Raw genomic sequence first — 14,798 nt, 5'->3', positions numbered from 1 at the left:
ATACAATCGTGATATAGTGTCGGCCTTGGAGGTGGGACATGGACATCAATCAGATCAAGAGCTTTCTGGCGGTGGCCGACACTCTGCATTTCGGTCGCGCTGCCCAGACGCTCGACATGTTGCCCGCGTCTCTTGGGCGGCAGATCAGGATTCTGGAAGATCGTCTGGAGACACGGTTGTTTCTGCGGACAACGCGCAATGTGGCATTGACCGAAGCGGGAGCCGCAATTCTCGAAGACGCCCGTGCGCTGGTCGCCCAGGCCGAACTGTTCGAAGAGAAAGTCCGGTCGATACGAAAATCCGAGACGCCGGTCCTGAAGGTCGGGACCATTGACAGTGCCGCCGCCGGCCTGATGCCGCAACTGCTGAAGTATCTGCGCGAAGAGCATCCGGACATCGAGGTGCAACTGTTCGAACAGAAAACGATTCATCTCCTGCCAAGGTTGCTGAGCGGCAGTCTGGATATCGCCTTTTGCCGACCGCCTGACATTCGGGACCCCCGGATCAATTTCCGGACGCTGTTCTTCGAGACGGCGGTTGTTGCTCTTCCGACCGATCACCCGTTGGCGGACCGGGCGGCCATCTCGATCGAGGATCTGGCCGATGCGCCGCTGATTGTCCCCGACCGCCGGTCGCGCCCGCATTCCCATGATCTGACGATCAAGCTGTTCCTTGACGCGGGGTTGACGGCGCGCATAGCGCAGGTCGCCGAAGAAAAGCACACCATCGTCAATCTGGTGGCGACCGGGACGGGGCTGGCCATTGTGCCGCGATGGACTGCCCGAATTTCGGTGCCAAACGTCACGTTTGTTCCCCTTGCCATGCGGGAGGGGACAACCCGGTCAAAGCTTATTCTGGCCGCTGCGTGGACAAGAGGGACACGGGACACCCAGCGCGACGCCTTGATGTCCACGCTGGACAAGAACCTGAAGGCCATCGAAGACAGCGCCTGATAATAACGATTCTGAATATAATCTTGCGCGCATTGAGCCGCGCCGCCCTCCCCATCATGGTCGCCGTCATTGGCCGCGTACCGTTCAGGTGCGCTGCCGGAGACGCACATGGGAGGAGTAAAAACCATGAAACTGACCGCTATCGCAACCATCCTTGCCGGCGCCGTTGTGGCGCTGCCCGCAGTCGCCCAAGACCGCGCCGACTGGCCGACAAGCCTGAGCATTTCCACGGGATCGCAGGGCGGTGCCTATTTCGTCTGGGGGTCTGGACTTGCGTCGCTGATCGGTGAAACCCTCAGCGTGGGGGCAAGTGTCGAAGTCACCGGCGGACCGGTGCAGAACGTCGCGCTGGTCGAAACCGGCGAGACCCTTTTGGGCTTTTCGACCATGGGCCCCGCTCAGGAAGCCATTGCCGGACAAAGCGAACTGATGCCGGGGATGGAGGCCGCGAACCTGCGCGCCCTGTTCCCGATGTACCAGACGCCGCTTCAGGCCGTGGTACTTGCAAGCTCGGGCATCGGGTCCATCGAAGACCTTGAAGGCAAACGGGTCAATATGGGGCCGGCTTCGGGGACGTCCGCAACCTACTGGCAGCGTTACTTTGAAAGTGCGGGCATGAATGTCAGGGCCAGCTTTGCCGGGGCCTCCGACGGTGCGGGTCAACTGGGTGACGGGCTGATCGATGCCTTTGTCTATGCCGCCGGTCTGCCCACCGGTGCCTTCAGCCAATTGGCGATCGAGAACGACGTGACTTTCCTGCCGCTGTCCGAAGACAACATCAAAGCCTTCACCGGCGCGGTGCCGACAATGCAGCGGTTCACCATCCCGGCCGGAACCTACAACGGGCAGGACGCCGATGTGCCCTCGGTCGCCATGTGGAACTTTGCCATCGCCAACAAGGCGCTGCCGGAGAGCCTGGCCTACGAGATCACCAAGCTGGTTCTTGAGAACAATCCGCGGATGCAGCAGATCCACGCCTCGGCGGTCGAAACGCTGGCCGAGAACTGGGACAAGAACAACTTCATGCCCTTCCATCCCGGTGCGGTCCGCTACTACGAGGAAATCGGCATCACGATCCCGGCCGACCTGCGCTGAACCTTGCTCTGCATCTTTCGAACACACGGGCCGACCCGGTCGGTCCGTGAGTCCGCGCAAACCCACTTTAGTCCGGTGATGCCATGACACAATCCGCTCGCGGTGACATTCCTTCATCGGAATCGCCCGCCGAATTCGACGAACCGATCACAGCGACCGCCGCTGTTGACGAAGACCCCCCCGCCAGCAATCAGCGCATTTTTTGCGGCAGGCGCAATTACATCTTCGCAACCGCCTGCGCCGCCTACACGCTGTTTCACCTGATGGTGATGAACCTCTATCCCCTCGAAACCTGGACCTACCGCCTGTTGCACGTCGGCGGGGGGCTTGCGCTGGGGCTCTTGTTGTTCGGCGCACATGGCGTCGAAGCCGGCAAGCCCAGGCCAGACCGCAGCGCCGCCAATCTGGGCCTCTTGGTCGTTGCCGCCGCCGCGGTGCTATATGGCGCGCTTGCCATGGCCGTGCTCTGGGGCAACTGGTGGATATTCGGCTCTGCCAAGCCGCCGACCTGGGTCCTCACAAGCTTTGGCATTCCGCTATTGGTCGGCACGGTGCTGGCCGTGGTTCATGGCTGGATCTTCGCGGATCACCGGATCGACCGCTTTGGTCCGGCAGATGTGCTGCTTGCGATCGCAACGGTCGCGTCGGTTGGGTACGTCATCTTCTTTGCCCGCGCGCTCCAGATGCGGGCCGGGATGCCGATGGCACAGCCGTCGGATATGTGGGCGGCCATCGTGGTGGTGATCCTGATCCTTGAGGCCGTGCGCCGGATGGCGGGCCTTGCCCTTGTCATCATCGCAAGCGTGTTTGTGCTTTACGCTTTCGCCGGGCCCTGGTTGCCGGGAATCCTGAGCCATAATGGCTACACGCCCAAGCGGTTCTTTTCCTACATCGTGACAGATAACGGCATCCTGAGCGCACCCATCGCGATCTCCTCGACCTACATCATCCTGTTCGTGGTTTTTGCCGCGTTCCTTCAGGAAACGCGCGTCGGGGCATATTTTGTGAACGTGGCCTTCGCAGCCGCCGGGCACAAGCGCGGCGGCCCCGCCAAGGTCGCGGTCTTTGCCTCCGGCCTGATGGGAATGATCAACGGCACTTCGGCGGGCAACGTCGTGGCGACCGGCAGTCTGACCATCCCGCTGATGAAGAAAGTCGGCTACCGCTCGCAAACCGCTGCGGCGGTCGAGGCGGCGGCGTCTTCCGGCGGTCAGATCATGCCGCCCATCATGGGGGCCGGTGCCTTCATCATGGCCGAAATCACGGGCATCCCCTACACCGACATCATTTGGGCGGCCCTGATCCCGGCGATCCTCTACTTTGCGTCGATCTTCTTTATGGTCGACCTGATGGCGCAGAAGTTCAGGATGGTCGGGCTGCCCCGCTCTGCGCTGCCCAAATTCGGCGCGCTGATGCGGCAGGCCTATCTGTTCGCGCCGATCCTTGTTCTGATCTGGGCGCTCTTTGTCGGCTATTCGGTCATTCGCTGCGGCACTCTGGCGATGATCACAGCGGCTGTCGTGTCCTGGCTGACCCCGCACAGGATGGGACCGAAGCAGTTGTTTCAGGCCCTCGATGTCGGCGCGCGCATGGTGTTCCAATTGGTCGCCGTCTGCGCTGCGGCAGGCATTATCGTCGGTGTCATTGCCCTGACGGGTATCGGCACGCGGTTCTCGGCACTGCTTCTCGGGATCGCTGACCAGTCGCAGTTGCTGGCCATGATGTTCTCTATGGTGGTTGCTGTAATTCTTGGCATGGGGATGCCGACGACCGCAGCATACGCCGTTGCAGCATCGGTCATCGCGCCCGGTCTGATCAATCTGGGGATCGAACCGCTCACCGCGCACTTCTTTATCTTCTACTTTGCGGTGATGTCGGCCATCACACCGCCGGTGGCGCTGGCCGCCTATGCCGGCGCGGCGCTGGCGCAATCGGACCCGATGAAGACCAGTGTCGAGAGCTTTCGCATCGGCCTCGCCGCGTTCGTCGTGCCCTATATGTTCTTCTTCTCGGACGCGCTGCTGTTGCAAGGCGATTGGGTGGATACCGCTCATGTGCTCGTCTCCGCGCTGCTGGGTATCTATCTGCTCTCGTCGGGGATCATCGGGTGGTTCTTCGGGCGGATAGGATGGGTTCCCCGCATCCTGCTGATTGCCGCTGCACTGGGCATGTTGGACGCGGGACTGGTGACGGACCTGGTCGGGCTGACGATCGCTGTCGTGCTGTTCCTTTATCAGAAAAAACTGGTGACGGCTGAGGCGATAGCACACGGCAAGGACTGATTTGCGCAGTCACGCGGCGACCGGTATCAATCGGTCGCCGCCAATGACAAAAAGATCGGGGAGGTCGCAGTTGGAATGCGTGCGTTCTGCCCGGCGGACTCAGGTCAAACGGGCGGTGTTTCAAAACCGGGGCGGGACCAGACCCGCGTGGAACCAATTGAGAAAGCTGACAACAGAATAGACGGGACGCCCGGTTGCTTTGGAGACGTCAGCGGCATAGGGGGCCATATTGGTGCATTCCAAGACAATCGCACCAATGTTCTCGGCGGATGTTACAAGCGTCTTACCGGCCTCAATCATCTCTCGGCGGCAAGCCTCAAAGTCCATTGAGGGGAGATCTTCGAAAATTGCGCTTGCGAATGCGCCGTCGCGGGGCAGACCTGCCATATCCGTGTCGGGCCGCGCGCCCACGGCGCAGAAATGCGCAGCGCTGAGGCTTTCCTTCGAAACGGTCAGAACCCCGGCGCACTGGCCGTTTGGCAGCAGCGCCTCGATCATCGGAAGTTGCATGAGGGGGGAACTGGCAAAAGGCACACCGAAGGCCTCTTTGAGGTCTGCCTGCATGAGCGACAGAAATCCGCAGGAGGTTGCCAACCCGATACAGCCTTCGGCGACCAGCTCGCGCCCAACCTGAACAAAATCGTCGAGCAGGTCGCGTGGATCTTCCAAGACGACTTTGCGCGCGCTTGCGCGGCCAACTTTGCGCATCAGAACCGGAAAGGTCCAAGTGTCCTGATGGCCGATATCCCCCGGCGGACGGGGAAAGTTTGTCTCAAGCATGAGGATGCCAATGGGGGCTTGTGACATACCGCCTCCTTATCTTGCGCGCACGATCGGCCTTTTTTCCGCCGTGTAGGGTTGGAGTTCCGCCAGCAGCAGCGCAAGGAATTCTTTGCCCAGTTGTGAAAGCGGGCGGGTGCCCGAAGTGATCACGGCCATGTCCATCATGATCGGCGGTTCAAACCGGCGCGCGACAAAGCGGGTGTCATGGTCAAACTCCAGACCGAAAGGATCTATCAACGCGACCCCCATGCCCTCTTTCACAAAGGCCAGAAGGTTCTTGAACAGATGCGAATGCACCCTTGCCTTCATGGGTATGTCGGCGCGTTCAAAGGTCTCGCGCAATCGCCGCTGGGTGATGTGATCCGCCCCCATCACAAGAAATGGCGCATCTTTCAGACGTTCTGGTGTCAGCACATCATGGCGGGTCAGCGGGTTGTCCCTGTGCAGTGCGATCTGCGTTTCGACCTGAAGCGGGAAATAATGCAGGGTATCATATAAAATGGGCATTTCCGTTATGCCGATTTCGAAAAGCCCCGACAAAACCCATTCCTGAATTTTTGAGCTGTACTGCGACTGGAACGAAATGTTCATGTCCGGTTTGTTCTTTGAAAACTCGGCGATGATCTTGGGAACAAACCCGAAAGAGATCGAATGTTGCGACGCGATCTGTAGTTGCCCCGCCTGCTTGTTTTGCAGGTCCACGACGGTTTGCGTAACGCGGTCCAGCCCTCGGACCATCGTGTCGACCTCGCGGTGCAAAAGCTCTGCCTCGGGCGTCGGGACAAGGCGACTGTGCAACCGCTCGAACAAGGTCAGGCCGGTCTCGCGTTCAAGCTGGGACAGCAAGTTGGAAATGCCCGGCTGCGAAATTCCCAACGCTTCGGCGGCACCGGTCACGGTGCCGGCCTCAACGATGGCATGAAAGGCCTGAAGTTGTCTGAAACGAAGTCGCATGCGCCCTGCATCATTTCAAGTGATGCCAATGCTATAATTTAATATTGGAAATGATACCAACTGATTGTTAGCGTGGCCCCAACCCTGAGGGAAAGCCGCCTGATGTCATCTGAGCATATTGTGGTCATCGGTGCCGGCATCGTCGGCGCGTCAACAGCGATTTGGCTGCGCCGCGCTGGGTATGAGGTCACGCTTCTGGACAAGGGCGCGCCCGGCATGGGCGCCTCCTTTGGGAACGGTGGCATACTTGCGAGTTGCTCTATCGTGCCCGTGACCGGACCGGGCCTGCTTCGGAAAAGCCCCGGATACCTTGCCGATCCGGATTTTCCGCTTTTCATGCGCTGGGGCTACTTCCCAAAACTGGTCCCGTGGCTGATCAAATACATGTCGCACGCCAATGAGGCTGACACGCGACGTATCAGCCAAGGGCTCACAACGATCGTTGCGGACAGTCTGGAGCAACATCAGGCTTTGACGGCCGGAACCGATGCCGCAAAGTGGGTGCAGGAAAGCGAGTACAGCTTTGCCTACCCGGATCGAAAGGCGTTTGAGGCCGATGGGTTTGCCTGGGCTTTGCGCCGCGAAGCAGGCTTTGCGCCTTCGTTCCTCGAAGGGGACGCCGTGCAGGAGGCGGAACCGATCCTGGGCCGCACAACCCGGTTTTTGGCGGTTCTCAAGAACCACGGGTTCATCCTGAACCCCGGCGCATATGTCAAAGACCTCGTGAAGCTGTTCGAAGGCTCGGGGGGCAAGTTTATGCAGGCCGAGGTCAAGGATTTTGAGCTTTCGGGCGGGCAGGTGAGCGCCGTGGACACCAATGTCGGGCGCATACCCTGCGACAAGGCGGTCATCTCGTCGGGCGTCTGGTCAAAGCCATTGATGCAGAAACTGGGCCTCAACGTACCGCTGGAGGCAGAGCGCGGCTATCACATCCTCTTCAAAGGGCCGAGCACGAAACCCAACAATCCGATGATGTTGACCGCAGGCAAATTTGTGGCAACGCCGATGGAGCAAGGTCTGCGCTGCGCCGGTGTGGTGGAGTTTGGCGGTCTCAACGAAAAACCTTCCAAGGCCCCGCTGAACCTGTTGCGCCGCAAGGTGCAGCAGACGTTTCCAAACCTCACTTATGACAGCGACGAAGAGTGGCTGGGCTTTCGCCCGGCACCCGCTGACAGCCTGCCGCTGATCGGTCAGCTTGGCGAAACCGGTGTCTTTACGGCCTTTGGGCACCACCACATCGGAATGACGGGCGGTCCGAAGACCGGCCGCCTTGTGGCCAACATGATCGCGCAGGCCCATTCCAACCACGATATGCGCCCGTTTGCGCCGATGCGCTTTACGGCGGGCCGTTAACCAAGAAACGTGCACAAACTCAGGGAGAGACAAAATGGATGCCGTCACCACAACACTCAGCACAACCGCGATGGCGGTAGCGCTTGCCATCGCGGGCACCGCAGCCTTGGCCGAAAAATGGGACATGCCCATGGCCTACGCGGCAACCAATTTTCATTCGGAAATGGGCGTCGTGTTCGCGGACAAGGTGCGCGAATACACCGGGGGCGAGATCGACATCACCATCCATCCGGGCGGCTCGCTTTTCAAAGGGGGGGAGATCAAGCGCGCCGTGCAAACCGGTCAGGCCCCGATCGGCGAACGGTTCATGTCCGCACATGCCAATGAAACGCCGCTACTGGGCTGGGACAATGTGCCGTTTGTCGCGGCCAGCTACGAGACCAATGAAAAGCTTTGGCAAGCGGCCAAAGACAAGGTGAACGCCCAACTGGCCGATCAGAACCTTGTCACGCTCTACACCTGCCCGTGGCCGGGCCAAGGTTTCTATTTCAACAAGGCCGTGAATTCGATTGACGATACGCAAGGCGTAAAGTTCCGGTCGTACAACACGGCCACCGCGACCTTTGCCGAAGAACTGGGCATGATCCCCGTACAGGTCGAAGCCGCAGAACTGAGCCAGGCCTTGGCGACCGGTGTGGCGGAAGCCTTCATTTCGTCCGGGTCCACCGGCTATGACCGCAAGGTGTGGGAGCACCTGAGCCATTACTACAAGGTCAACGCATGGCACCCGCGCAACTATGTGATGGTCAACAAGGGGATCTGGGACGGCTTGTCCGCAGAAACTCAGGCCGCCGTCCAGAAAGCCGCTGACGAAACCGGCGCGGCCTGCGCGGCGAAATCCGCCGAGCTTGCCAACTGGTACTTCGAACAGCTTGAAGCCAACGGCATGACGGTCGAAGAGGCCAGCCCCGATTTCCTTGCAGAGCTTGAGCGCATCGGCGCCAAGATGAAGGACGACTGGATCGCGGCCGCAGGCGACGATGCAAAGGCCATCCTCGACGCTTACGAGGCCAACTAAAGGCCATGACGGCGGCCCTTTGTGACGGAGGGCCGCCCTAAATCATTCCGGGGAAGCTTTATGAGAGATTGGCAACCGTTTCTGGGGCTGCCCTTATGGGTATGGCTGTTCGTTTTTCCAACGCTGCTGGCCCTTTATTGCCTGTGGCGGGGCCCCAAAGCCGCTGTGCTTTTGTCGCCGGTCTGGCGGTTGCTCGACAGGGTCTACAAGGCCGCAGGTATCCTTGCCGCATGCTTTATGGTGTTGATCCTGCTGTTGATCATCGGACAGATGATTGCGCGGTGGTCCAACCTTACCTTTCCCGGATCGACCGAATACGCGGGCTATGCAATGGCCGCGACCTCATTTTTTGCGCTGGCCTATACCCTCACCCAGGGCGGGCATATCCGTGTCTCGGTCTTGCTCAACCTCAATGAGCACACCAAATTCTGGCTCGACGCGGTGGCCATGCTGATTGCGGCTGTCACCGCGACCTATTTCGCCCGCTACGCAATCAAGACCAACATCATGTCCGAGATGCTCAACGATCGCACACAGGGGCAGGATCTGGTCCCTGAATGGGTGCTGACTATCTTTGCTATGTTCGCGACTTCGCCTGCCAAATGGGCGGAGTTGTGGGACAAAACTGGCCCCGAATGGGTCTACACACCTGTATGGCTGCCACAGTTGCCTATGTCGATCGGCACCGTTCTGCTGGCCATCGCGATATGGGATTACCTCACCCGCCTCCTTGCCTTGCGGGAAAGTCAAATTCACGGGGAGGTTCTGGAATGAGCGAGATTTACGCAACAGCGATCTTTTTGTTTGTTCTCTTTGCGCTATTGGGGGGATCGGTCTGGATCGGCCTTGCGTTGATGGGCGTCGCGTGGATCGGCATGGAGCTTTTCACATCGCGCCCTGCGGGCGATGCGATGATCACAACCATATGGACGGGGTCCGCCAGTTGGACCCTGACGGCATTGCCGTTGTTTATCTGGATGGGAGAGATTCTGTATCGCACCCGATTATCGCAGGACATGTTCCGCGGATTGGCCCCCTGGATGCGGTTCTTGCCGGGTGGATTGCTGCACACCAACATCGCAGGATGCACGATCTTTGCCGCAGTCTCGGGATCGTCCGCGGCGACGCTGAACATGGTTGGCAAAATGTCGATCCCCGAGTTGCGCAAGCGCGGCTACCCGGAATTCATGATCATCGGAACGCTGGCGGGGGCCGCGACACTGGGCCTGATGATCCCACCATCGCTCACACTGATCGTTTATGGCGTCACGATCAATGAAAGCATCACCAAGCTGTTTATGGCGGGTGTCTTTCCGGGCCTCGTGCTGGCGGGGCTGTTCATGCTCTATATCGTGTTCTGGCACGTCATCTACAAAGACCAGCGCCCCGAGCCGGAGCCCGCCATGCCGCTGGGCAAACGTCTGGCGGAAAGCCGCTTTCTGCTGCCGCTATTCGGGCTGGTGATCGTTGTCATCGGGTCGATGTATCTGGGCTTTGCCACCGCAACAGAGGCCGCTGCCGTCGGGGTGGTCGGGGCGCTTGCCCTGTCAGCGATGCAAGGCTCGCTGGATTGGACGACGTTCAAAGAGGCCCTCATGGGGGCCACGAAAACCTCTGCCATGATCGCCTTCATTCTGATGGGCGCCGCCTTTTTGTCGCTTTCGATGGGCTTTACCGGACTGCCGCGTGCCCTTGCTGGATTGATCGACAGCTACAACCTGTCACCGGTGGCGCTGATTGCCGTGTTGACTGTGTTCTACCTGATCCTCGGCATGTTCATGGACGGGCTGTCCTCTGTTGTCCTGACAATGGCGATTGTCGAACCGATGATCCGAAGCGCCGGAATTGATGTGATCTGGTTCGGTATCTTCCTTGTTGTGGTGATCGAAACCGCGCAAGTCACGCCGCCCATCGGGTTCAACCTGTTTGTGTTGCAAGGGATGACCCGCCATGAGATTGGCTATATCGCCAAAACAGCCATCCCAATGGTGGGTCTCATGCTTTTGATGGTGGTCATTCTGGTGGTCTGGCCAGAACTGGCGACATGGTTGCCGGACAACATCCGAAAAGGCCCCGGAGGCTAAACCGCTGCTCACATTACTGGGTTTTTTTGCGCGTCACGGGCGCTTTGTTCTGGTGGCCGGGCTTGCTGCCGGATTGCTTCTGCCGCAAGCGGCGCTGGCCATGCGCCCATGGCTTGGCGAACTGGTCCTGGTCCTGCTGTTCCTCACGGCGTTTCGCGTCGGGCTGCCCGCTGCCCGGCAAGGGCTGGGTCATGCAGCGGAGACGCTCGGCGTCGTGCTGGCCTATCAGGTGGCGCTGCCTTTGGTCTGTGTCGGGCTTTTTGCGCTGTTCGGAATGGCACAAAGCGCCGTGGCCATCGCGCTGACGCTCATGCTCGCGGCTCCGTCCGTCACAGGCAGCCCGAACATGTCGGTCATGCTTGGCCATAAACCGGAACCAGCATTCCGGCTGCTGATACTTGGCACTTTGATCCTGCCGCTCACCCTCATTCCGATCTTCTGGGTTTCGCCGGTGCTGGGCAGCCTGCACAGCGCAATCGAGGCAGGCTTGCGGCTTGGACTGTCGATCACCGCTGTGGTCGCATTGGCCTTTGCGTTTCGCGCGGTTCTCAGGCCGAAAATGAGCACGCCCGAGCTGCAAGCCGTTGACGGCGTGACATCGCTCGCCTTGGTCGTGATTGTTATCGGGCTGATGAGCGCCGTTGCGCCCGCGCTGTCTGCCGCGCCATGGCATCTTGCAGGCTGGATGGTTGTGGCGACGGGCGCGAATTTCGGGATGCAACTGCTGGCCTATGTGGCCCTGCGGTTCTTTGGAATGGGCGAAAACGCTGCCCCCAACGCCTTAGTTGCGGGAAACAGAAACGTTGCGCTGTTCCTTGTCGCGTCGAGTGCCACCCAGTCCGAAGAGTTCCTGATGTTTCTGGGGTGTTACCAATTCCCGATGTATCTCACTCCGATCATCATGCGTCCGGTTTTCCGGCAGAACCGGATGCTCTAGCGCGGGTCTCCACTGAGGTCACGCCTGTGGGTCGGCGGCGCTCAGGTCGCCATCGGCGTTTCGGACGCGACCCGGACCAAGTGCCGGCCTCGCGAACTATGTGCCCCGCGTTTGCGCACCGTTGCGAATGCCTGAAAGTCGCCCGCGAGGACCGGGGGCGGATTGCCGCAAAGCGCCCATTGAGACCGCCATGCGGACGATCCGATCTGTTGCACACATCTGGGAATGGCCAGGCATTTCACTGGCCCGAGCGGGGGCGTGCCACGGCTTTCGTATAGCCGTTCAAGACGCCATTCCGGCCGTCCTGCGCGACCAAACCGCCCGAGTTACATGCCAGAGAGCGCGGCCAAGGTATATTCCAGCCTGCTGGGCATCGCGGCGCACCCTGACCCCAGCGGTGGCGACCTTGCCACGCAGGGCATTTTTGCGAGGCGACGTCCCGACTTTGCGAGGCGACGTCCCGACCCGTTTGCAGAACGGTCGAGATCGTCAGCGTGCCACGGCGCGTGACCGTTTCCCTGTGCACCGGCCGGAGTCCGGTCCCGTTGGTCGGATGGTGTGGCGGTCTGCCATGGCCCTCTGGCGGCCCGGCGCGTTTCGCAAGGGGACACCCTCATCGGGTTGGAACATCGGAGCTTTTTGCAAGAAAACCGGCCCGCCACCTTTGGCGCAAAATCAGGTGTCCCGCATCTCCCATCCTCGAATGATCACGGCGGCGCGGTCCGGGCGGGCGCTTTGCAAGGTGCCTACGATCAGGCGTCTGCTGAGCCATGCCCAGGGACCGTCGGGGGCGATAACCTCGATGCGGGACATGGCATAGCGCGGACCAGCGGAGGTTTCGTCGATGATGACACGGTTTCGGATTGTCAGAACGGTCCCGTCCGCAACTTCCATCTCGTACAGTGCGTCCAGCTCCTTGGCCCCGTCGCGGCGGATCAGTTGACGGTCGGCCCCGCCCGGCAGAACCGTGCCGTGGAACGCCTCCATTTCAGCGCCGCCCCGGAACGTGCCGCCGAGGATCGGCACGATGCGGCGTTCGCCGAGAGGACCGGTCCCCAGCACACGCGTCTCGTCCACATCGACGAGCGCTTCCCAAAGCAGCCGATGGCGAATTTCGGTCGGGGCAATCCGGTCAAACAAATTCATGTCTCGTCGTTTCCTTTTGGAGGTGCGCAGGCACCGGACAGTGCCTGAAAGAATGCGCGGGCCGCGGGGCCTGACCGGTCCGCGCGCCAATGATACCCGATCGGGGCCAGCGCCAGATCAAGCCCGACATCCAGCTCAATCAATTGCCCGGTGGTGATCCAGGGCATGACCACACTGCGCGGCAGCAATGAAAGCAGGGTGCCGTCCCGCAGCATCGTCCAACTCAGCAGCGGGATGCGGGACGTGACATGCGCCATCTTGAGATCGGTCCAGTCGAGGCGGTCGCGCAGCCTGTCGAACTGATCGCGCGCCAGAGATGCCGTCTGATGATGTACCCAGGTTGCGCGGGCAAGGTCGTCCATGCTGACGGTGCGTTTGCTGGCCAGCGGATGGGTCGGTCCGGCCATGACAACCAGATCGTCGGGAAGCAGGGACTGGAATTGCCAGCCTTCGGGCACAACGTCCCGTTCGCGGCAACAGATCACGTCGTATTCGTCCCCCGAAAACGACGCGTCGAGCGACTGGGCAATCACGGTATTCACCGAGACCAGGACGTTGGGTTGGCTGGCGCCGAAGGCTGGCAAGACCCGGTCCAGCAGGGCCCCCGTCGCCGAAGCGGTCGACGCGACCCGCACCATCCCGCCCTCCTGACGCCCGCGTGAGGCGATGCGCTCGGCACCTTCTTCGGCGGCCAGCGCGATCCGCCGTGCCACAGGGAGCAGGTCCAGCGCAGAGGGCATCGGGTCCACGCCTTTGGCATGGCGGCGGAACAGAGGCGTTTCCAGCAGACGTTCCAGTTCCGCCACAAGTTGCGACATCGCTGGTTGCGACATGCCCATGGCCTCTGCGGCGCGGCCCATGCTGCGCAACTCGCACAGGGCGGTCAGCGCCATCAGGTGACGAAGCTTCAGGCGCGTTTGAAAACGCGAAAGCAGGACAGAGGCCGATAACGTCAAGACATAAGCATCCCTTATGTCATCCCACCATAAAGAATTGTTTCCCTATGGCAATTGCCAATAATTTGAAGATGGAGGAGATTCGGAGGAACCCCATGACACGACTTGTTCGCCCAGCGACCACGCTGCGCAACTTTCTGAAGCTTGCCGCAGTTGCCACCGTTGGCACGCTGTCGCTTGGCCTGGTATCCGGTCCGGCGCAAGCGCAGGACTGGCCGTCCGGCACTGTGCAACTGATCGTTCCGGCCAAACCGGGCGGCGGCACCGACGCCGCGGCACGGCTGATCTCGGCGGCCCTGTCCGAAAAAACCGGTGGTGATTTCGCGGTGGTCAATGTCGACGGCGGTGGCGGTGCCATCGCCGTCGAACAGGTGCGCGGGGCCGATCCCGACGGGCTGAAGCTGCTGTTCTACCACACCAGCTTTCTTGCGACCTATCACACCGGCGGCTACCAGCATTCTCCGATGGAGGCCTTCACCCTGATCGCGGCCATGCCGGTCGCCGGAAGTTTTTCGCTGGCGGTGGCGGCGGACGCCCCCTACCAGTCAGTCGAAGAGCTGATCGCGGCGACAAAAGAAAAGCCCAACAAAATCACCTTGGGCGTACAGCTTCGCGGCTCCACCCACTTTATGGCCGGGCTTTTGACGATGGACAGCGATGCCAGTTTCCGCATCGTCGAGGCGGGCAGCGACGCTGACAAGCTGGTGCAGCTTCAAGGCCACCAGATCGACGCCGCTTTGGTCAATACCCCCGGTGCGCTGCAATATGTTCAGGCCGGAAAACTCCGGGTTCTGGGGACCATCTCCGGCTCTCCCGGTCGCGACCCGAACGCCGACGGTTTCCCGTCTCTTGCGGAACTGGGCTATGAGAACACGGTCTATGGACTCGATTTTCTGGTGATGGGACCGACCGGCATGGACGAAGGCATCGTCGCCGAAATCAACGCCGCGTTCGAAGCGGTTTTGACGGACCCGGACATTTCGGAACAGCTGACCACCATGCGGCTGCCGATCTCGCACCTTGGCGTCGGGGAAAGCCGCACGCGGCTGGTCTCTTCCGACAAGCGGGTGAAGGATACGGCCGAGATGCTCGGCCTGTCGCACTGACGTTCTCGGCGGGTGCGCAAGGCCGCGCCCGCCGGACACCCCCTTCCCAAATGTTAACCTCAGCAACAGGCCTCTTTGTGCATGTCCAGAAAAGTCTTGCCTCCGCTTCCGACCGATCCCTTCGATTGCCT

Annotated in this window: 13 protein-coding genes; 9 read left to right on the top strand and 4 right to left on the bottom strand. The window is 60.7% G+C overall.

Translation table 11 applies throughout. From position 1 onward, the window contains the following. The first annotated feature begins 38 nt into the window (after positions 1 to 38). From ACN0S5_RS12030 to ACN0S5_RS12020, 3 genes are all read left to right on the top strand, one after another. Complete coding sequence (locus ACN0S5_RS12030) at positions 39 to 953, top strand: LysR family transcriptional regulator (RefSeq protein ID WP_417208526.1); 915 nt, start codon at positions 39 to 41, stop codon at positions 951 to 953. A 126-nt stretch (positions 954 to 1,079) separates the two neighbouring features. Continuing rightward, positions 1,080 to 2,048: a TAXI family TRAP transporter solute-binding subunit gene (locus ACN0S5_RS12025; protein ID WP_417208525.1), complete on the top strand. Its 969-nt coding sequence runs from the start codon at positions 1,080 to 1,082 to the stop codon at positions 2,046 to 2,048. An 83-nt stretch (positions 2,049 to 2,131) separates the two neighbouring features. Continuing rightward, positions 2,132 to 4,330, top strand: a complete 2,199-nt coding sequence (locus ACN0S5_RS12020) for a TRAP transporter permease (protein ID WP_417208524.1) — start codon at positions 2,132 to 2,134, stop codon at positions 4,328 to 4,330. A gap of 120 nt (positions 4,331 to 4,450) precedes the next feature. On the opposite strand, the gene ACN0S5_RS12015 is transcribed toward ACN0S5_RS12020, so the two are convergent. Continuing rightward, complete coding sequence (locus ACN0S5_RS12015; protein WP_417208523.1) at positions 4,451 to 5,137, bottom strand: aspartate/glutamate racemase family protein; 687 nt, start codon at positions 5,135 to 5,137, stop codon at positions 4,451 to 4,453. Between the two features lie 9 nt (positions 5,138 to 5,146). Then, positions 5,147 to 6,067, bottom strand: a complete 921-nt coding sequence (locus ACN0S5_RS12010) for a LysR family transcriptional regulator (RefSeq protein WP_417208521.1) — start codon at positions 6,065 to 6,067, stop codon at positions 5,147 to 5,149. A 102-nt stretch (positions 6,068 to 6,169) separates the two neighbouring features. Here ACN0S5_RS12010 and ACN0S5_RS12005 point away from each other — a divergent pair, with 102 nt between their 5' ends. From ACN0S5_RS12005 to ACN0S5_RS11985, 5 genes are all read left to right on the top strand, one after another. After that, on the top strand, positions 6,170 to 7,420 hold the full coding sequence (locus tag ACN0S5_RS12005; RefSeq protein ID WP_417208520.1) for an NAD(P)/FAD-dependent oxidoreductase: 1,251 nt from the start codon (positions 6,170 to 6,172) through the stop codon (positions 7,418 to 7,420). Between the two features lie 70 nt (positions 7,421 to 7,490). Beyond that, entirely contained in the window at positions 7,491 to 8,438 is a 948-nt protein-coding gene (locus ACN0S5_RS12000) for a TRAP transporter substrate-binding protein (RefSeq protein ID WP_417208625.1), read from the top strand. 60 nt (positions 8,439 to 8,498) lie between these two features. Next, complete coding sequence (locus ACN0S5_RS11995; protein ID WP_417208519.1) at positions 8,499 to 9,212, top strand: TRAP transporter small permease; 714 nt, start codon at positions 8,499 to 8,501, stop codon at positions 9,210 to 9,212. Continuing rightward, on the top strand, positions 9,209 to 10,522 hold the full coding sequence (locus ACN0S5_RS11990) for a TRAP transporter large permease (RefSeq protein WP_417208518.1): 1,314 nt from the start codon (positions 9,209 to 9,211) through the stop codon (positions 10,520 to 10,522). Before ACN0S5_RS11995 ends, ACN0S5_RS11990 begins: the two co-directional genes overlap by 4 nt. Positions 10,523 to 10,574: 52 nt before the next feature. Beyond that, a complete protein-coding gene (locus ACN0S5_RS11985) occupies positions 10,575 to 11,459 on the top strand; it encodes a hypothetical protein (RefSeq protein WP_417208517.1) in 885 nt (294 codons plus the stop codon). Positions 11,460 to 12,134: 675 nt separating this feature from the next. Here ACN0S5_RS11985 and ACN0S5_RS11980 read toward each other — a convergent pair. Together ACN0S5_RS11980 and ACN0S5_RS11975 are read right to left on the bottom strand one after the other, a co-directional pair. Further along, on the bottom strand, positions 12,135 to 12,605 hold the full coding sequence (locus ACN0S5_RS11980; protein ID WP_417208516.1) for a DUF3237 domain-containing protein: 471 nt from the start codon (positions 12,603 to 12,605) through the stop codon (positions 12,135 to 12,137). Then, the gene (locus tag ACN0S5_RS11975; RefSeq protein WP_417208515.1) at positions 12,602 to 13,498 is read right to left on the bottom strand and encodes a LysR family transcriptional regulator; all 897 of its coding nucleotides are present in this window, start codon (positions 13,496 to 13,498) and stop codon (positions 12,602 to 12,604) included. The genes ACN0S5_RS11980 and ACN0S5_RS11975 overlap by 4 nt, the downstream gene beginning before the upstream one ends. 158 nt (positions 13,499 to 13,656) lie before the next feature. Between ACN0S5_RS11975 and ACN0S5_RS11970 the strand changes: the two genes are divergently transcribed. Further along, complete coding sequence (locus ACN0S5_RS11970) at positions 13,657 to 14,667, top strand: Bug family tripartite tricarboxylate transporter substrate binding protein (protein WP_417208514.1); 1,011 nt, start codon at positions 13,657 to 13,659, stop codon at positions 14,665 to 14,667. The last annotated feature ends 131 nt before the right edge of the window (positions 14,668 to 14,798 follow it).

It is taken from the genome of Antarctobacter sp. (assembly GCF_048262615.1).
Lineage (GTDB): Bacteria > Pseudomonadota > Alphaproteobacteria > Rhodobacterales > Rhodobacteraceae > Antarctobacter.
This window is presented reverse-complemented; position numbering and strand designations above follow the sequence as displayed.